The sequence below is a fragment of the Streptomyces sp. NPDC050564 genome (assembly GCF_044457265.1).
GTDB lineage: Bacteria > Actinomycetota > Actinomycetes > Streptomycetales > Streptomycetaceae > Streptomyces.
Genome location: NZ_JBITGS010000082.1, coordinates 1 through 16,193, shown reverse-complemented (window position 1 = coordinate 16,193; position 16,193 = coordinate 1). Strand labels below are relative to the sequence as shown.

The following is a 16,193-nucleotide window of genomic DNA, read 5'->3' as shown; positions in this document are numbered from 1 at the left end:
GCGATCTCGCTGAGCTGACCGCCTGGGCCGGCCGCGCGCTCGGCGCCGGATTCGTGCAGGTCAACCCGCTGCACGCGGCCGTACCCGGCGCCCCCCCCCCCCCCCCCCCCCCCCCCCCCCCCCCCCCCCCCCGCCCCCCCCCCCGGGACCCTGGTATGTGAGGGACCGCAGCACGGCGTGAGCCGACTGCCCCTAGCTGCCCCTAGGTGGGGTTCAGCGGCCTGACACCAGTCCCCGCATACAGCTGAGGTTCGAGGGAAAGGACGGTGACAGGCTCGCCCGCCTTGGTGGCCTGCCACGCGATCGCGGCCGTGTGCGCCGCGGGCCACTCGACGCTCGGCCAGGTCATCGCGTCCCGCGCGTGATCCGTGGTGAAGGGCACGCTCTCCGCGAAGCGCAGCCCGGCGGCGCGTGCGCCGGCGCCGGGGAGCCGGCGCTCGACGGCGAGGACGGACAGCGAGGGGATCAGGACGCGGCCGGTGCCGCGCGAGGCCTCGATGTAGAGGCCGGTGAAGAACTCGTCGGCGCGATACAGGGCGGCCAAAGCGGTGTGGTCCAGTACAGCCGTCAAGTTCATGCGGCGGTGCCGCCCTGGTGGGCGCGGACCTTCGCCCAGGCGTCCCGGCCGGCCTGCTGAACCTGTTCGCTGTAGTCGATGCCGAGCTCCTGGGCGGCTTCGAGCGCACGCTGCTCGCGCTCGCCGTCCGTGAGCTCTCGCGCGGCGAGGTCCTCCAGCAGGTCCGTGATGGTCGTACCGCGCTCGGCCGCGAGGATACGCAGCCGGTCGCGCACCGCCTCGCTCGTCTTGATACTCGTCGGCTTACTCATGCACCAAAGTTCTACCGCCGGTAGAACTTTGGTGCGCGGCCCTCGCCGCCCTCGATTGGAATCGAGGTCCCCGCCCAGGGCTCGTGCTGTAGGCCGAGGGATCCGCTGTAGGGCCTCCGGTGGTGCCCACCGGGCACCCGCCCCGCCACTGTCCGGGGCGCCCGCTGTGTTCAGGGTCTTGAACAAGCCTTGGTGGCCTGGTCTCCTGTACGCCCGGTGATCGAGAACGCGTTCCCCGCGCCCGGGCGCGGGGACGCATCCGGGCACGGATGCGGGAACAGGGAGAAAAGCGGCGTGGAATCAGTGGCCGGGCAGGATGTACGGGGGGCGCTGCCCCAGGGGCTGGGGGCGGCCATAGGCGACACCGCCCAGGAGATCGCCGCGCTGCTGCGCCAGGGCGCCGACATGGCACGCCCGGTGCCCGGGTCGCAGTGGAGCGTGGGCCAGGCGGCGGCGCATCTGGCGCTGGCCAACGAGCTGATGGCCGATATCGCGGCGGGACGCGGGCGCCCCTACGGGGACGGCACGCCGCAGAGCCTCGCCGCGGCCAACGAAGAGGCGCTCGCCGAGTTCGGCGAGCGCCGGGCCGAGCCACTGGCCGCGATGATCGTGGCGCAGGCCGATGCGTGTGTGACGGCGCTCACCAAGCGCGGCGCGCAGGAAGGCGTCGTCACTCCGCTGGGGCCGATGGACTCGGACGTGCTGGGGTCCTACCTGCTCACTCACATGCTCGGCCACGGCTACGACCTCGCCCGCGCGCTGGGGCGCGGGCACATGATCGACCGCGTGCGGGTGGGGCTGACGCTGCCGTTCATGATCACGGTCATGCCGCGGGTGACCGACACCGCCCGCACCGCCTCTCTGCGCGCCTCCTACGCGATCCGCCTGTGGGGCGGCGGCCAGTTCGGCGTGGCCGTGGCCGACGGTGCCGTGTCGGTCGGTCCGCCGCCGGGGCGCCCGGACTGCACCATCCTCATCGAGCCGGTCACCTTCCTGCTGATGGCACTCGGCCGCTGTGGCCAGGCGAGCGCCCTCGCCCGGGGCCGCATCCTCGTCCGGGGCCGCAAGCCCTGGCTCGCTCCCCGCTTCCCGGCCCTGTTCACCGCGCCCTGAACACCGCCGGCCGCGGCAGCCCGGCACGGTCCGCCGGACCCCGGCGGACCGTGCCGGACCGGGGTGCATCATGCCGGGGGCGCGGCGGCAGGCGCACCGGGGGGCGGGGCAGGTGCCGTGTGGTGTCTGGGGGCGGGCAGGTCGGCGGAGCCGACCCGGCCGGCGCGGGCCCGTGGTGTGATGGCGTCGTGAGCCGCGCCGCCGAAGAGAGCAACCGCCGCATGCTGCGGGCACGCGATGCGATGGACCGCGCCTACGCGCAGCCGCTGGACGTGGCGGCCCTGGCCCGTATCGCCCACGTGTCACCGGCGCATTTCACGCGCACCTTCCGGGCCACGTTCGGCGAGACACCGCACCGCTACCTGCAGCGCCGCCGGGTCGAGCGGGCGATGTTCCTGCTGCGCGAGAGCGATGACAGCGTGACGGACATCTGCTTCCAGGTCGGCTTCACAAGCCCGGGAACCTTCAGCCGCACCTTCAGCGCCATCGTCGGCCACTGCCCCAGGACCTACCGCAGGCAGGCGGCGGCCACCCACGTGCCGACGTGCTTCACGATGGCGTGGACACGGCCCACCACCTGACCCGCACCACCGCCGCCTGACCCGCACCACCGCCCCGGCCGGTCCGGCAGCTGAGCAGTTTCGGATAAGTTTCCGCCCTGCCCGGCCAGTAGCGTCCACCACATGTTCAACGCCATCACGCACTCACAGATCTACGTCCTCGACCAGGACGAGGCCCTCGACTTCTACGTCGGCAAGCTCGGCCTGGAGGTCAACGCCGACGTCGACCTGGGCTTCATGCGCTGGCTGACCGTCAGCATCCCCGGGCACAGCGACCGCCAGATCCTGCTGGAAAAGCCGGGCCCTCCGGCGATGCCCGAACAGACCGCGCAGCAGGTCCGCGAACTGCTCACCAAGGGCGCGACCGGCGGCTCCCTCATCTTCAGCACCGATGACTGCCGCAAGACCTACGAGACGCTGCGGGGCCGGGGCGTGGAGTTCACCGAAGAACCCACCGACCGCCCGTACGGAATCGACTGCGGTCTGCGTGACCCCTTCGGCAACAGCATCCGCTTCACCCAGCCCAAGGCCTGAAAACCGCCCCTGCGGGGGCCGCCCGGCGCGGGATGGAGGTCAGGTCCGTCCGGGTGAGCCGACGGCCGGGCCGACGTGCAGGAGGCCAAGCAGCGTCTGGCGGTGCAGGTCCGCGACCGGGCCCAGCAGGTCCGGGTGGCGCAGCAGCGGCGCCGCCCGGTGGTCGCGGGGGCTGGGAACGGTCAGCCGGCGCGCATCGCCCACCCCGTCCGTCCCGTGATGGGTGGCCCCCAGGCAGGCCGCCGCCAGCGCGGCAAGGTCGGGATCGGCCAGCAGGCAGGCCGCCCAGCTGACGACGACTTCGTCCACCTGGGTGCGCCAGGCCGGCGCCAGGCCTGCGCGCGGGCGGTCGCCGGCGCCGGCGCCAGTGACCGCATCGAGCCCGGCGCAGCCGCCGGGGCCGAGCAGCATGAGCAGTTCGGTGTCCAGCGCGGTGGGGTAGCGCAGCGCGGCGGCGATGGTGGCCGCGTGCCGGGCCTGGGCCTCGGCCAGCGCATCGTCGAGCGGTCCCTCGGCCGGCGGGAACGCCGACAGCAGCCAGCGCGCCGACGCGGCGATGACGGGCGAGAGATCACTGGGCATGGCGAACCGTCCTGTACAGGTGCCCACCCGGCCGGTGCACGATCCGGCGGCGGGGCACTCACCCACCCCGGCGGGGGTGCGGGTGGGGCAGGCAACGGTACGGGCGGGCGCCCGCGCGGTGACAGGACCTGCGTCACAGCCGGCCGCCCGCCGCCGCGCGGCCGGCACCATCCTGCGCCCGAACCGAGCCGCAAGCCCCGCGCCGGGAGCCGTGCGTCCGAATGCCGTGCGGCCCGGTGCCCGCAGGCGATCCGGGACCCGCGAAAAGATCTCACCGCGGGCCGTGGCAGCCGCCGCACCCGGCATGATGGCCCGGTGGACTTCGAACCGTACCGGGGCGAACTGGTGGCCTACTGCTACCGGATGCTCGGCTCCTTCCACGAGGCCGAGGACCTGGTGCAGGAGACGATGCTGCGCGCCTGGAAGGCCCGCGAGGGCTACGACCGCACCCGCGCGTCGCTGCGGACCTGGCTGTACCGGATCGCGACCAACGCGTGCCTGACCGCCCTTGAGGGGCGTGCCCGGCGGCCGTTGCCGTCCGGGCTGGGCGCGCCGAGTGAGGATCTTGCAGCGCCGCTCACCCCGGCGTCCGACATCCCCTGGCTCCAGCCGTTTCCCGACGCGCGGTTCGATACGCAGGTGCGGGCGGACGTGCGGCTCGCGCTGGTGGCGGCCCTGCAGGTGCTGCCGGCACGGCAGCGGGCGGTGCTCGTGCTCCGCGAGGTGCTGGAATTCAGCGCCGCCGAGGTCGCCGCGCAGCTCGGCACCACGGTGGCGGCCGTCAACAGTGCCCTGCAGCGTGCCCGCGCCGCCCTCGCAGACGTGGGTTGCGCCGACGAGGTCAGCGAGCCGGACGATCCCGGGGCACGCGCGGTCATCCAGCGGTATGTGCGGGCATTCGAGGCAGGCGACGTGCCCGCGCTGGTGCGGCTGCTCACCGACGAGGCGGTCCTGGAGATGCCGCCGGTGCCGCTGTGGTACCGGGGCAGCCGCGCCTACGGCCAGTTCATGGACCGGGTGTTCGCCCTGCGCGGGACAGACTGGCGGATCAGCCGCCTCACCGCCAACGGGCAGCCCGCGCTCGCCGCTTACGCGCCCGAGCAGGGCGGCGGGCACCGGCTGCACAGCGTGCAGGTCCTCACCGTCACCGGCGGCCGCATCGCACACAACGTCGTGTTCGCCGATCCCCGCGTGGGCGCGGCATTCGGCCTGCCCCGGCGGTTTCCTCCCAGCGGGCTCCGCCCGGCGCCATGAGAGCGGCGCCTTGACTTGTTCAACCCGCCCGAGGGTGCGGTGGTGCTGTCGGTGGACGAGAAGTCGCAGATCCAGGCCCTGGACCGGTCCCAGCCGGTGCTGCCGATAATGCCGGGCATGCCCGAACGGCGCACCCACGACTACGTCCGCAACGGGCTGACCACCCTGTTCGCCGCCTTCGATGTCGCCACCGGCGAGGTCATCACCGCCCTGCACCGCCGGCACCGGGCCGCGGAGTTCAAGAAGTTCCTGATCCGGATCGACAAAACGGTGCCCGCGCATCTGCAGGTCCACCTGATCGTGGACAACTACGGCACCCACAAAACACCTGCGCTCAAGGCCAGGCTGGCCAAACACCCGCGGTTCGAGCTGCACTTCACCCCGACCGGCTCCTCCTGGATCAACCAGGTCGAGCGGTGGTTCGGCTACCTCGCTCACCAGATGATCCGCCGCGGCGCACACAAGAACATCCAGGCCCTGGAAGCCGACATCCGCGCCTGGGTCAAAGACTGGAACGAAGACCCCAAGCCGTTCATCTGGACCAAAACAGCCGAAGAAATCCTCGACTCCCTCGCCCGCTTCTGCCGACGGATCTCTGGCGCAGGACACTAGCCAGTCCACGGAGGTAACCAGATGAATCCAGCGTGATGAGTGCGATGAGTCCGGCCGGTGCCGCCGGTATGTACAGGTGAGCACCGACTGAAGGGACACCGTCGTGAGTGTCATCGTCATTGAGTTCATCACCCTGGACGGAATCGTGTCCGATCCGGACGGATCGGATTCCACCCCGGCCGGCGGCTGGGCGTTTCGGCACGGCCCCGAGACGGTCGCCGGGGACAAGTTCCAGCTCGGCAGCACGCTGGACGCCGGGGTCCTGCTGCTGGGGCGCAGGACCTGGCAGCTCTTCTCCCGGCTGTGGCCAAAACGCGACGACCCGTTTTCCGCGCGGATGAACGCCGTGCCGAAACTGGTCGCCTCGCACACCCTGACAAACACCTCGGCGTGGGCGAACTCGCGGGTCATCGACGGCGATCTCGTCGACGCGGTCACGCACGAACACCGCGACGTGATCATCACTGGCAGTCTGAGCGTGGTGCACACATTGATGGCGAAGGACCTGATCGACGAGTACCGGCTCCTGACCTTCCCCACCGTCCTGGGCACCGGCGAGCGGCTCTTCCCCGCCGGCGCCCCGCCCGCGCTCCTTCAGTGCCGGTCCGCCGAGCGGGCCGGCGCCGCCGTCCTTGCCCGGTATGCAAGGACCGCCCCGGCGGGCTGAGGAGCGTGAGCCTGTACGCACCGCGGCGCAGGCATCCTCCTGTAGCTCCGCCCGGTGATCCACACGAACCCGCCCGGGCCGACCCGTCCGGTCCAGTGGGAGCGCCGGGCGTGCCGGCACCACGCCCCGGGCCTGCGGCGTGGGGGGGGGGTGCCGGCGCCGGTGGAAGACGGCACCACAGGTCCTGGTCCGGCCCGGGTGCTCCTCGTTATCCGAACTGGCCGGGCTGGTAGTCGCCGGCGGGCTGCTGGACGATGACGTTCATGCGGTTGTAGGCGTTGATGAGGGCGATGATCGACACCAGCGCGGCGAGCTGTTCCTCGTCGTAGTGCTTGGCGGCGTTCGCCCACGCCTCGTCGCTGACCCCGCCCGCGGCGTCGGCGATGCGGGTGCCCTGCTCCGTCAGTTCCAGGGCCGCGCGCTCGGCGTCGGTGAACACCGTGGCCTCCCGCCAGGCGGCGACCAGGTTGAGGCGCTGCGAGGTCTCTCCTGCGTGCGCGGCGTCTTTGGTGTGCATGTCGGTGCAGAAGCCGCAGCCGTTGATCTGGCTGGCGCGGAGCTTGACCAGCTCCTGGGTCGCGGCCGGCAGCGACGAGTCCGCGATCGCCTTGCCCGCCGAGTTGATGTGCCTGAGGAACTTGGCGGCGAGCGGGCTGTTGAAGAGGTTCAAGCGAGCATCCATGGTGGACTCCTGTGTCGTTGCTGGTGGTTACACCTCTTTGACGCAGCAGCTCGGCAGGATGTGACAGGACCGGACGTGACGTGCCTCTCCCCCGCCGGCACCACCGCAAGAGGCCGCCTCGGGGAGCGTTGGGGGCCGCTGCCCGGGCGTTGTCCCGCTCCTCACCATCGGCGGCGTCTCATGGGGGCCGGCTCGCGGGTGCGGCTCTTCGGCCCTGTTCTCGTATAGCTACGGCGAACGGATCCGCGGATTCAGCCCGTGGGGTGCGCGGGCCGGGCACCGCCGCGGCCCGGGCGGTCAGGTCCAGGTCGAGTGCCGCACCTGCGCCGCGGCTCCGAATGCCGTCGCGGCCGGCGGCCTCGATGCCGGCGTCCGGAATTCGGACAACGCCGTCTGGCATGAAGAGTGAGGCAAGCTGATCGTGGTCATTCATCATCGCCGCGTCCGTGAACTCCGCGCGGAGCGCCTCGATCTCGACGCGGTCCCTCAGCTCGTCCGGTTCACTCATCACCGCCTCGTTCACGAGACGGCCGCCGACGGCGGTGCGGTCGTCGCGTGTGGCGACCAGGTCGACGACGATCCTGCCGCGATGTTGCTCGCCGAGCGCCATTGCGACTGCGTCTGTCACTGCTGCGACGAGCCGGGCCGCGATCTGCGGACCGTCGGCCCGGGTGAGCGCCTTCTCTCGGATGGCGAGCGTCACGGTCGGCGCTACCTCTTCGCTGCGGTCAAGGCCCGAGCGGCGTAGCCCTTCGCCGACCGGCTTCTCGTTGAGGTACGCGCCCGCGGTGTCGATCTGCCAGTAGCCGGTGTGGAGCGCGGCCGCGACCGCGGCGCTGGTTTTGTCGGGTGGGCTCCGGCGGGCATCGTGATTCCTTTGTTCAGCTGAATGTCGATGGTCATGTCTCTCCTCGGGTGGTCGTACGTCTGGTGAAGACGCCGCGCCTCCGGGAGAGGCGGTGGCTCCTACGGCGGTGGTCAACGCTTTTCGCGTCGGCTGCGGATGCTCAGGGCGATGACGGAGACAAGGAACCAGAAGGCACCGAAGGCCGAGTATCCGGCGACGGTGGACAGGCTGCTCGTCGCCGAGGCGGACGTGGCAGCGACGGTGGCACCGGCGAGGACGGACTGTCCGCCGCTGATGGCCATGGGCCACTGGGCGCCGACGGTGCGCCGGCGTCGGATCGCTACGACGAGCTGGATGGCTCCGGAAAGGACGGCCCAGACGCCGAACACGAGAAGGGCCGTCCCGATGGTGGAGAAGACGGCGGTGATCATTCCGGCGGTGGTGGCGAAGCCGAGACCCATGTTGAGGGTACTGACGCGGTTCGTGGAGCCGGTGCCGGCCAGGCGACGCTCGAGGAGCGTGGCGATGGCGTCCCATAGGGGGTAGACGATGAGTAGCACGGCCGCGATCACTGTGGGCCTGTCCGTCGACACGAGCGAGGCGGAGGTCGTGAAGACGAGTGCCACCCAGATCAGGGAGAAGGCGACTCGGATCAGGTAAAGCGATCGGAGCCCGGCGGGCGTCGTCGTGGCCGTGGTCGAATTTGTCGAAGTTACGGTGGTCTGAGTCATCGGGTGTCCCGTTGTGATCGTGACGGTGTGAGACGGTCGCCTCGATGACGAGTCTCAGCGGCCTTGGGAGGGGCCGTGTACTTCGAACGAAGTAGTTCTGCCGTCCACTTCGATGGAATGAGTTCTGCCGTCTCCATCGACCGCAGCAGTTTCGCCATGTACATCGTTCGAAGTACACGGCCGCCGCACACATGAACGAGAATCAGCTCATGGTCAAGGCGCGGAACAGTCAGGACGGGCCCGCGGCACCGCTGTGGGTCCGCCGCCCCGAGGTGCTGCACCGAGTCGCCTATGCCGTGGCCGCGCTGGTGTTCACCGGTCAGATCGTGGCAGTGCTACTGAGAGGGTCGGACTGGCCGACGGCCCTGTCCGTGCTCCTCGCCGGCGGCGGTGTCGCCCTGTCATGGTGGAAGCCGTGGGCAGGACTGGTCGTGACGAGCGCGGCGTCCTTCGCCGTCACAGCGGTGGGCCACGACCCCCTGTCGGTGTGGATGATGGCGGTGCTCGTGCTGTTCTCGGTCACCCTCAGGGGAAAGCAGCCGCTGGCCGGAACCGGCATCGTGGCGGCGTTTTTCCTGGGGGCGTTCATGACGGTGGGAGGATTCCGTGGCGGTGCGGTCGTCGGAGCCGCCGCCCTCTTCTCAGCCATGGCAGGAGGTGCGACAGGGGCCGCGCTCCGCATCCATCGAGACCACTGGTGGACCTTGGAGGAACGGGCCGAAAGCGCCATCGCCACCCGCGAGATCGAAGCCACCCGACGTGTGACCGAAGAACGACTGCGCATCGCCCGAGACCTCCACGACGTCATCGGCCACCAGGTCGCGATGCTGAGCTTGCACCTCGGTGCAGCGGAAATCGGGTTGCCCGAAGACGCCGAGTCTTCCCGGCAGGCCCTCGTCTCAGCCAGGTCCAGCGCCCGCACCGTCGTCGTCGAAACGCAACGCATCCTCGCGCTCCTGCGCCTCGGGGACGACGTCTCGGAGAACGAGGCGCTCCGGCCGACCCCGGCGCTCAGCGGCCTGGAAGGACTTATCGCCTCTTTCGAAAGCATCGGCCTCGACATCCGACCCTCCATCGACATCCCTGCCGGTTTCGTGGAGCCCAGCGTCGGCGTGACGGTCTACCGGGTCGTTCAAGAGGCGCTCACGAATGCCTACCGGCATGGAGAGGGGACGGCAACGGTGGATGTGCGCGAGCGCGACGGCAGGATCTGCGTCACCGTGGAGAACCGCGTCGGTCACTCACCCCGCGGCTCCGATTCGGGCAGCGGACTCGGACTCGTGGGGATGCGCGAACGTGTCGAGTCCTCCAGCGGGCGGCTGACGATCGACAGTCACGACGGGCGATTCCGGGTTCATGCGGAGTTCAGCCCGCTGGGAGCCGTCGTCCGATGACACGGATTCTGATCGTCGACGACCAGGACGACATAAGGGCCGGGATCCGGGCGATGCTTCGGCTCGACTCGAGTCTCGTTGTCGCGGGTGATCTCTCCGATGGACTCCAGGTCGTCCCCTTCCTCCGGGACCACCCCGTCGACCTGGTCCTGATGGATATCCGGATGCCCGGCATCGACGGTGTCGAAGCCACCCGCCGGATCCGCGAAGAGCATCCACCCGAAAAGACGCGGGTGATCGTGCTGACCACTTTCGACCAGGACGACATCGTTCTCGCCGCCCTGCGCGCGGGCGCCAACGGTTTCCTGAGCAAGACCGTGAGCCCTGCTGAACTCGTCGCCGGAATCACTGAGGTCGTTGGCGGCGGCGGTGCGCTGTCGGCCGCCGCGACGGCCGCGCTCATCGGTCACATGACCGACAGTCCGCCCCCGGTGATCGACCAGGAACTGCTGCGACGCTTCGGCGCTCTGACACCCAGGGAGCGGGACGTGGTCGTTCTCATCGCGAGCGGTCTCGGCAACGACGAGATCGCGGCCCAGATGTCCGTGTCGCCGTTCACCGTGAAGACGCATGCGGTGCGGGCCATGACGAAGGTCGGCGCACGTGATCGAGCGCAACTGGTCTCCTTCACCTTCCGGGCCGGCCTCTACCCCTGAGCCTGCCGAGCAGAACCCCGAAACAGGTGACCGCCGCGGCGATGCCGAGCACTCCGGTGGGCGGGACGGCGTGGGCATGTACCTGGAAGGCCTCGCCGTCGCGCTGCGCGAGCGGCGTACCTGGACCTGTATCTGCAGATCAGGGCTTGCGCCATGGCAAGGCAGACGAGCTCGAAGTCGGTCAGCAGCGGCCACCGTCCCATCCACCGGGCTCCCTTCGATCTCGTCGTCGATCTTCACGTACAGCGCGGTCACGAGGGTGTTCAGGTCTTGCGTCACAACATGATCTTGAGCGCCGTCTCTTCAAGCCCGCGCACCGGCCCGGACATCGGACTCATTCGTCCAGGAAGCGGAACGGTTGCTTCCGCCATTCGCTGTACCGCTGACCCTCGCGCTGCGTCCAGCCCCGAGCATCACGCAGTGCTGCATGTCCGTTCACCGCAGTTATACGAGAACAGGGCCTCCTCCTGCGGTGCGCCCGGTGAGGGGTGATGCGGGCGGGCCTGTCTAGCCGAGCATGCGGTCGAGGTTGAAGGCCGCGCTGATCAGGGCGAGGTGAGTGAAGGCCTGGGGGAAGTTGCCGTGCTGTTCGCCGGTGCGGCCGATCTCCTCCGCGTACAGGCCCAGGTGGTTGGCGTAGGTGAGCATTTTCTCGAAGGCCAGGCGGGCCTCGTCCAGGCGGCCGGCGCGGGTGAGGGCTTCGACGTACCAGAACGAGCAGATGGAGAAGGTGCCCTCCTCGCCCTTGAGGCCATCAGGGCTGGCCTGCGGGTCGTAGCGGTAGACCAGCGAGTCGGACACCAGGTCCTGGCCCAGCGCGTCCAGGGTGGCCAGCCACTTCGGGTCGGTCGGGGAGATGAACTTCGCCAGCGGCATCATCAGCAGTGAGGCGTCCAGGATGTCGCTGTCCTCGTACTGCACGAACGCGCGGCGTTCGGCGGACCAGCCGCGCGCCATGATGCGCCGATAGATGGTGTCGCGGGCGCTGCCCCAGCGGACCAGGTCGGCGGGCAGGCCGCGGTGCCGGGCCAGCCGCATGGCGCGTTCGATCGCCACCCAGCACATCAGTCGCGAATACAGGAAGGTCTTGCGTCCCCCGCGGGTCTCCCACACTCCCTCGTCGGGCTGGTCCCAGTTCTCGCACACCCAGTCGACGAGCCCGCTGATGGAGTCCCAGTGCGCGCTGGACAGCGGCCTGCCCCACTTGTCGTACAGGTAGAGGGAGTCGACGAGCGCGCCGTAGATGTCCAGCTGGAGCTGGCCGACGGCGGCATTGCCGACGCGGACCGGTGCCGAGCCGCGGTAGCCCTCGAGATGGGGCAGTTCACGCTCGGGCAGCTCGCGGCGGCCGTCGATGCCGTACATGATCTGCAGCGGACCGCTGTCGCCGGGGGCCTGCGACGCCTCCAGACACACGCACTCGGACAGAAAGCCCATGAAGGCCTCGGCCTCGTCGGTGAAGCCGAGGCGGAGCATCGCATACACGCAAAACGCGGCGTCGCGGATCCACACATAGCGGTAGTCCCAGTTGCGCTCGCCGCCGATCTGCTCGGGCAGGCTGGTGGTCGGCGCGGCGATGATGGCGCCGGTCGGGGCGTAGGTGAGCAGCTTGAGGGTGAGGGCGGAGCGGTGCACCATCTCCCGCCAGCGGCCGCGGTAGCGGGACTGGGACAGCCAGCGCCGCCAGTAGCGCACGGTGGCGTTGAATTCCCTTTCCGCCTCGGCCACCGCGCAGAAGCGGGGTGCCACCTCCCCGCCGACCCGGTCGATGGTGAACACCGCGGACTCGCCCTCGTGCAGCTTGAACAGCGACCACACGTCCCCTCCGGTGACCTCGATCGGCGCCGTGGAGGTCAGGGCGAGCTTGAGGTGGGGCGAGACGAACAGGGCCTGTCCGTCCTGGGCGTGCACGGTGTGCGGCACGGTCCCGTACTCGAAGCGGGGGGCGATGCGGGCGCGGAAGGGCAGCGCGCCGCGCACACACACCACCCGGCGGATCAGGCGGTGCCGGTCGGCCTCGCGTGAGTCGTCGACGACCGGCATGAAGTCCTGGATCTCGCCGACCCCGTCGTCGGCGAAGAAGCGGGTGATGAGCACATTGGTGTCGGGGAAGTAGAACTGCTTGGTGCGCGCCGCAACGTCCGCGGCGAGTTCGAAGGACCCGCCGCGGTCCGCGTCCAGGATCGAGGCGAACACGCTCGGGGCATCGAAACGCGGACAGCAGTACCAGTCGATGGTGCCGTTGCTGGCGACCAGGGCCGCGCTGCGCAGGTCGCCGATCAGGCCGTGCTCGGCGATCGGCAGGTAGCGGGGCGTGCTGCCGGCGCTCCACGGGCTTTGGGGACTGCCGCGGGCGCCGCCTGCGGCGTCGTCCGCTTCGGCCTCAGTGGGTGCTTCAGCCATGTCGGCCTCCCTGGGCTGGTGCTCGAGCCACCCCCCGTTGTGCGGGTCCTCTCCAGGCTAACGAGTCGGCGGGTTGCTGGACGTCCCGGAGCGGGCCCTCAAGGGCGGCGAGGACGGCCGAAGCGGGCAGGTGCCGACCCTGCCCCGGCCCCGGCCGCGGCGTGGCACGGGCCGCGGCCAGGGGCTGCAGCCGGCGGGACTCGGGGGCGGCCGGCCGGTGCCGGGCGCAGGTGCGACGCCGGCGAGCCTGCCCGGGCAGCTCCCAGGCGGCGGGGTTCGTGCGCCCCGCGGCCGCGAAAGCCGGCTGCGCGGTGCTGCGTCAAGCCACGAAAGCCCGGGACTGCTGCGCCGTGCAGCAGCCGAACACTCTGGTGGTCACCGCGTCGGTGAACCCACCCGTGGTGGACAGTTGCGGCAGCCTTCTCCGGGCGCGCCGCCCGCCCTCGATATCCAGGGGAGATCCCATGTCTGCGTTCTACCGGGCCGCCCTGCTCCGCCTCGGCCTGTTCGTCCTGCTCTTCACGGTGATCGTGACGGCCTCGAAGGGCTCGCTGCCGCCGGCGCTGCGCGCGCTGGCACTCCCCGTGGCCTGTGAACTGCTCGTGTTCTTCCTCCAGCGACACACCTTGGCACGGTCCTGGACGGCGAGCGGGCACGCCGAGCGGCCCGCCCGGGCGGCGCGGCCGGCGCGGCGGGAGCTTCGCCGGCAGCCGGGCCGGGCCACCGCAGGCGGGCGCGCGGTCACCGATCCTCGGCTGCCGGCGCCGGCAGCCCGGCATGCCGCTCAGGTGCGCGCATGGCTCGGGGGCAGGCACACGCCGGGAGGTGACGTGCGCTGGTACCCGTTCACCGCGGGCACCGCCGTGGCATGGGCCGGGCTGACGCTGCTGGACGACGGGCGGTGGGGCTGGGCTCTGGTCTCCTTCGCGGCAGTGCTGGTGATGTCCTTCCTCACCCGCCCGCTCACCACCTCGCACCGACTCCGCAGGACTCAGCGGTACACCCGGGCCGACCACGGTCCGGCAGGCTGGGAGTGAACACCGCCCGGGCCGAGCCGAACCAGCCCGCAAAAGAAGGGGGGCGTGGCGGGGCGCATTCCCGCCGGCCTTGCACTGCCGCGGCCACGCATCCGGCACCAGCCGGTGGCCGGCCGGCACCGGCTGGTGCCCGCGGCCGGCCCGGGGGCTGGCACAAGGCGCTCACCGGGGTCCGTAGCGATGTCGCGGCGCCGGTGTGCCGCTGCTTACGGGGCCGGGCCGAGGTGGGGAACTCGGCCCGGGCCGGTCAGCAGCGGCGGTGCCGCGCGGCGCGTGCCGGGGGAACGGAACGGGGTGGGGGCGGGCCTGCGGGTGCGCAGGCGCCGGGATCGTATTCGGGACGGTTTCCTGCTCAGCAGGCGGGCTGTCACAGGCCCAGGGAGATGGCCAGCCGGGTGAGTTCGGCGGTGCTGTTGATGTTGAGCTTGGCCCTGATCCGGCGGAGATAGGCGTCGATGGTGTGCTTGGAAAGTCCCATCTGGCGGGCCGCCTGCAGGTAGGTGCACCCGGCGGCGATATGGCGCAGCGTCTCCCGTTCACGCGGGGCCAGCGCAGGTGCGGGGGCCTGGGTCTGCGGCGCGGTGAGGGTGAGGCTCATGGGATTTCCTCCGACGGATCGTCTCAGTCATCACTGCTCACACCCTCGGAAGCAGAGAACAAATGCCCGATTACTGCGATTTGTCCGTTTCAAAAAGACTGCCGGGGCGACGTCATGACGGTGTCCGCCGACTGTCACAGGCGTGTCACAGGCCACATCCACGCCCGCGCCGGGCGTGCGCTCACCGGCACGAGCGGTACGGCTGCAAAGATGCTCTCCTCCCCGCCCCTCCCCCCTGCCGCCCTTCTGCCCGACCGTCTTCATGCCGGCGCAACGAAAGCGGCCTTTACCGCCGGCAGGACTGCCTCCCGGGCCGTGTACGTGGCCCGGGCGGGAGGTCACCGGGCGGCCCCCCGGGGCGCGGGCAGAGCGCTGCGGGGCGCCGCATCGCCCCGGTGTCCCCGCTCCTGCGCCGGCCCGGGGGGGCCGTGCTTCGGTCATGTGCTGCCCCGGGCCCGGGGCAGGGGGGCGTGGCCGCGCCGGGTTGGTGCTCCGTGTCCGCCGGGATCATGCTTGTCAGGAGGGCCCCGGCCGTGCAGGTTCCCGAAGGGCGAGATGAGCGGCGATGGAGCGACTTCCCACCCCTCCCGGTGAGCAGGCGCAGGCGGACGCCGTGCCCGGCTCGGCCTGCACGGCCACCGCCAGGGTCAATGAGCAGGGCATCGTGACGGGGTGGAGTGAGGGTGCCCGGCGGCTGCTCGGTTACGTGTCCTCGCAGATCGTGGGGCAGCGGGCCGCGCGTCTGCTCGCCGGTGACGGCGGTGGAGCCGGCGAGGCGGCGTGGCGGGATGCGGCCGGGCGCCAGCGGCTCAGCGGCACCGTGGTGCTGCGGCACCAGGACGGCCATCTGCTGCAACGGCCCCTGCTCGCGCACCGCCAGAGCTCCGGCGGGGCCGGCGGTGCGGTCGCCGAATGGCTGGTGGTGTGCGCCGTGGCGGGCGAGCCGCGCACGGCCGGGGACCAGGCGCTGAGCGAACGGGTGTTCCGTCAGTCCCCCTGCATCCTGGCGGTCTTCGATGCGGACCTGCGGCTGGTGCGGGCCAACGCCGGCATGGAGCACGCGCTGTCCCTCACCGAGGAGCAGATGCGCGGGCTGCGCCTGCCGGACATCGCGCCGCATGCCGTGAGCCAGGAGGCCGAGGCGAAGATGCGCCGGGCGCTGGAAAGCGGCGAGGGGCAGCACATGGAGGCCTACATCCGCCCCACCGGGGTCAGTGCGGAGCACGGCTGGTCGACCTCGCTGGCGCCGCTGAAAGACTCCGACGGCCGGGTGCGCGCGGTGTGCCTGGCGGCGCACCACACGCTGCAGGAGCAGCTCGCCCGGCAGCGGATGCTGCTGCTGAACGACGCCTCGACTCGCATCGGCACCACCTCCGACATCCGGCGCACCGCGCAGGAACTGGCCGACGTCGCCGTCCCCGGCCTCGCGGACTTCGCCGCCGTCGACCTGCTGGAAATCCCCCAGCACCCCGAAGCCCCCGCCACCACGACGCCGACCGGGCACCTCACAGCGCACCGCGTAGCCGTCCGCTCGGCGGCCGACGACACCAGCGCACCCCCCGGCATGGCGCAGGGGCCCACCCGCTACCCGGAACTCTCGCCGGTGGCCCAGTGCCTGGCCCAGGGCCACGGCGCCCTGTACGAGGGGAACGATCCCGCCCTGGTGCAGTGGGCGGCCACGGACCCCCAGGCCGG

At 71.1% G+C, this 16,193-nt stretch carries 18 protein-coding genes and 1 pseudogene; 10 read left to right on the top strand and 9 right to left on the bottom strand.

Translation table 11 applies throughout. The features are described from left to right. Window positions 1–202: 202 nt before the first annotated feature. Window positions 203–577, bottom strand: a complete 375-nt coding sequence (locus ACIBK0_RS50515; RefSeq protein WP_399096868.1) for a PIN domain-containing protein — start codon at window positions 575–577, stop codon at window positions 203–205. Next, entirely contained in the window at window positions 574–828 is a 255-nt protein-coding gene (locus ACIBK0_RS50510) for a hypothetical protein (RefSeq protein WP_399096865.1), read from the bottom strand. Before ACIBK0_RS50510 ends, ACIBK0_RS50515 begins: the two co-directional genes overlap by 4 nt. Window positions 829–1,122: 294 nt before the next feature. On the opposite strand from ACIBK0_RS50510, the gene ACIBK0_RS50505 reads away from it, so the two are divergent. From ACIBK0_RS50505 to ACIBK0_RS50495, 3 genes are all read left to right on the top strand, one after another. Then, the gene (locus tag ACIBK0_RS50505; RefSeq protein ID WP_399096862.1) at window positions 1,123–1,941 is read left to right on the top strand and encodes a maleylpyruvate isomerase family mycothiol-dependent enzyme; all 819 of its coding nucleotides are present in this window, start codon (window positions 1,123–1,125) and stop codon (window positions 1,939–1,941) included. Between the two features lie 188 nt (window positions 1,942–2,129). Beyond that, window positions 2,130–2,522 carry a helix-turn-helix domain-containing protein gene (locus ACIBK0_RS50500; RefSeq protein ID WP_399096859.1) on the top strand — a complete coding sequence of 131 codons (393 nt, stop codon included), beginning with the start codon at window positions 2,130–2,132 and terminating at the stop codon, window positions 2,520–2,522. 102 nt (window positions 2,523–2,624) lie between these two features. Then, window positions 2,625–3,035, top strand: coding sequence for a VOC family protein (locus tag ACIBK0_RS50495; RefSeq protein ID WP_399096856.1), 411 nt, complete (start codon window positions 2,625–2,627; stop codon window positions 3,033–3,035). A 39-nt stretch (window positions 3,036–3,074) separates the two neighbouring features. On the opposite strand, the gene ACIBK0_RS50490 is transcribed toward ACIBK0_RS50495, so the two are convergent. Continuing rightward, entirely contained in the window at window positions 3,075–3,617 is a 543-nt protein-coding gene (locus tag ACIBK0_RS50490) for a hypothetical protein (RefSeq protein ID WP_399096853.1), read from the bottom strand. Window positions 3,618–3,866: 249 nt separating this feature from the next. On the opposite strand from ACIBK0_RS50490, the gene ACIBK0_RS50485 reads away from it, so the two are divergent. From ACIBK0_RS50485 to ACIBK0_RS50475, 3 genes and pseudogenes are all read left to right on the top strand, one after another. After that, entirely contained in the window at window positions 3,867–4,871 is a 1,005-nt protein-coding gene (locus ACIBK0_RS50485) for a sigma-70 family RNA polymerase sigma factor (RefSeq protein ID WP_399096871.1), read from the top strand. Between the two features lie 21 nt (window positions 4,872–4,892). After that, a pseudogene (locus tag ACIBK0_RS50480) lies at window positions 4,893–5,483 on the top strand (IS630 family transposase); the annotation flags it as partial. Between the two features lie 103 nt (window positions 5,484–5,586). Then, on the top strand, window positions 5,587–6,150 hold the full coding sequence (locus ACIBK0_RS50475) for a dihydrofolate reductase family protein (RefSeq protein WP_399096850.1): 564 nt from the start codon (window positions 5,587–5,589) through the stop codon (window positions 6,148–6,150). Window positions 6,151–6,358: 208 nt separating this feature from the next. Here the strand turns inward: ACIBK0_RS50475 and ACIBK0_RS50470 are convergent, their stop codons facing one another. The 3 genes from ACIBK0_RS50470 to ACIBK0_RS50460 all read right to left on the bottom strand — a co-directional run bounded on the left by ACIBK0_RS50470 (window position 6,359) and on the right by ACIBK0_RS50460 (window position 8,410). Further along, complete coding sequence (locus ACIBK0_RS50470; protein WP_399096847.1) at window positions 6,359–6,832, bottom strand: carboxymuconolactone decarboxylase family protein; 474 nt, start codon at window positions 6,830–6,832, stop codon at window positions 6,359–6,361. Window positions 6,833–7,010: 178 nt separating this feature from the next. Then, entirely contained in the window at window positions 7,011–7,535 is a 525-nt protein-coding gene (locus ACIBK0_RS50465; protein ID WP_399096844.1) for a hypothetical protein, read from the bottom strand. A 275-nt stretch (window positions 7,536–7,810) separates the two neighbouring features. Then, complete coding sequence (locus ACIBK0_RS50460; protein WP_399096841.1) at window positions 7,811–8,410, bottom strand: DUF308 domain-containing protein; 600 nt, start codon at window positions 8,408–8,410, stop codon at window positions 7,811–7,813. Window positions 8,411–8,601: 191 nt separating this feature from the next. Between ACIBK0_RS50460 and ACIBK0_RS50455 the strand changes: the two genes are divergently transcribed. Together ACIBK0_RS50455 and ACIBK0_RS50450 are read left to right on the top strand one after the other, a co-directional pair. After that, the gene (locus ACIBK0_RS50455; RefSeq protein WP_399096838.1) at window positions 8,602–9,804 is read left to right on the top strand and encodes a sensor histidine kinase; all 1,203 of its coding nucleotides are present in this window, start codon (window positions 8,602–8,604) and stop codon (window positions 9,802–9,804) included. After that, the gene (locus ACIBK0_RS50450; RefSeq protein WP_399096835.1) at window positions 9,801–10,460 is read left to right on the top strand and encodes a response regulator; all 660 of its coding nucleotides are present in this window, start codon (window positions 9,801–9,803) and stop codon (window positions 10,458–10,460) included. The genes ACIBK0_RS50455 and ACIBK0_RS50450 overlap by 4 nt, the downstream gene beginning before the upstream one ends. A 507-nt stretch (window positions 10,461–10,967) precedes the next feature. On the opposite strand, the gene ACIBK0_RS50445 is transcribed toward ACIBK0_RS50450, so the two are convergent. Together ACIBK0_RS50445 and ACIBK0_RS50440 are read right to left on the bottom strand one after the other, a co-directional pair. Further along, window positions 10,968–12,863 (bottom strand): glycoside hydrolase family 15 protein, encoded by a 1,896-nt coding sequence (locus ACIBK0_RS50445; protein ID WP_399096832.1) that lies wholly within the window; start codon window positions 12,861–12,863, stop codon window positions 10,968–10,970. A gap of 319 nt (window positions 12,864–13,182) precedes the next feature. Beyond that, the gene (locus ACIBK0_RS50440) at window positions 13,183–13,329 is read right to left on the bottom strand and encodes a hypothetical protein (protein WP_399096829.1); all 147 of its coding nucleotides are present in this window, start codon (window positions 13,327–13,329) and stop codon (window positions 13,183–13,185) included. On the opposite strand from ACIBK0_RS50440, the gene ACIBK0_RS50435 reads away from it, so the two are divergent. Then, a complete protein-coding gene (locus ACIBK0_RS50435; protein ID WP_399096826.1) occupies window positions 13,328–13,900 on the top strand; it encodes a hypothetical protein in 573 nt (190 codons plus the stop codon). The genes ACIBK0_RS50440 and ACIBK0_RS50435 overlap by 2 nt on opposite strands. Window positions 13,901–14,267: 367 nt before the next feature. Here ACIBK0_RS50435 and ACIBK0_RS50430 read toward each other — a convergent pair whose 3' ends face one another. Beyond that, a complete protein-coding gene (locus ACIBK0_RS50430) occupies window positions 14,268–14,498 on the bottom strand; it encodes a response regulator transcription factor (protein WP_399096822.1) in 231 nt (76 codons plus the stop codon). A 565-nt stretch (window positions 14,499–15,063) separates the two neighbouring features. On the opposite strand from ACIBK0_RS50430, the gene ACIBK0_RS50425 reads away from it, so the two are divergent. Further along, window positions 15,064–16,193, top strand: a 1,130-nt coding sequence (locus tag ACIBK0_RS50425) for a PAS domain-containing protein (RefSeq protein WP_399096818.1), incomplete at its 3' end; no start/stop codon positions are given.

Bases quoted from the DNA above. Each gene is read 5' to 3' on its own strand.
- ACIBK0_RS50455 (WP_399096838.1), top strand. From the start codon at position 8,602: ATGAACGAGAATCAGCTCATGGTCAAGGCGCGGAACAGTCAGGACGGG.
- ACIBK0_RS50450 (WP_399096835.1), top strand. From the start codon at position 9,801: ATGACACGGATTCTGATCGTCGACGACCAGGACGACATAAGGGCCGGG.
- ACIBK0_RS50460 (WP_399096841.1), bottom strand. From the start codon at position 8,410: ATGACTCAGACCACCGTAACTTCGACAAATTCGACCACGGCCACGACG.
- ACIBK0_RS50440 (WP_399096829.1), bottom strand. From the start codon at position 13,329: ATGGGATCTCCCCTGGATATCGAGGGCGGGCGGCGCGCCCGGAGAAGG.
- ACIBK0_RS50430 (WP_399096822.1), bottom strand. From the start codon at position 14,498: ATGAGCCTCACCCTCACCGCGCCGCAGACCCAGGCCCCCGCACCTGCG.
- ACIBK0_RS50490 (WP_399096853.1), bottom strand. From the start codon at position 3,617: ATGCCCAGTGATCTCTCGCCCGTCATCGCCGCGTCGGCGCGCTGGCTG.
- ACIBK0_RS50435 (WP_399096826.1), top strand. From the start codon at position 13,328: ATGTCTGCGTTCTACCGGGCCGCCCTGCTCCGCCTCGGCCTGTTCGTC.
- ACIBK0_RS50445 (WP_399096832.1), bottom strand. From the start codon at position 12,863: ATGGCTGAAGCACCCACTGAGGCCGAAGCGGACGACGCCGCAGGCGGC.
- ACIBK0_RS50495 (WP_399096856.1), top strand. From the start codon at position 2,625: ATGTTCAACGCCATCACGCACTCACAGATCTACGTCCTCGACCAGGAC.
- ACIBK0_RS50470 (WP_399096847.1), bottom strand. From the start codon at position 6,832: ATGGATGCTCGCTTGAACCTCTTCAACAGCCCGCTCGCCGCCAAGTTC.
- ACIBK0_RS50510 (WP_399096865.1), bottom strand. From the start codon at position 828: ATGAGTAAGCCGACGAGTATCAAGACGAGCGAGGCGGTGCGCGACCGG.
- ACIBK0_RS50515 (WP_399096868.1), bottom strand. From the start codon at position 577: ATGAACTTGACGGCTGTACTGGACCACACCGCTTTGGCCGCCCTGTAT.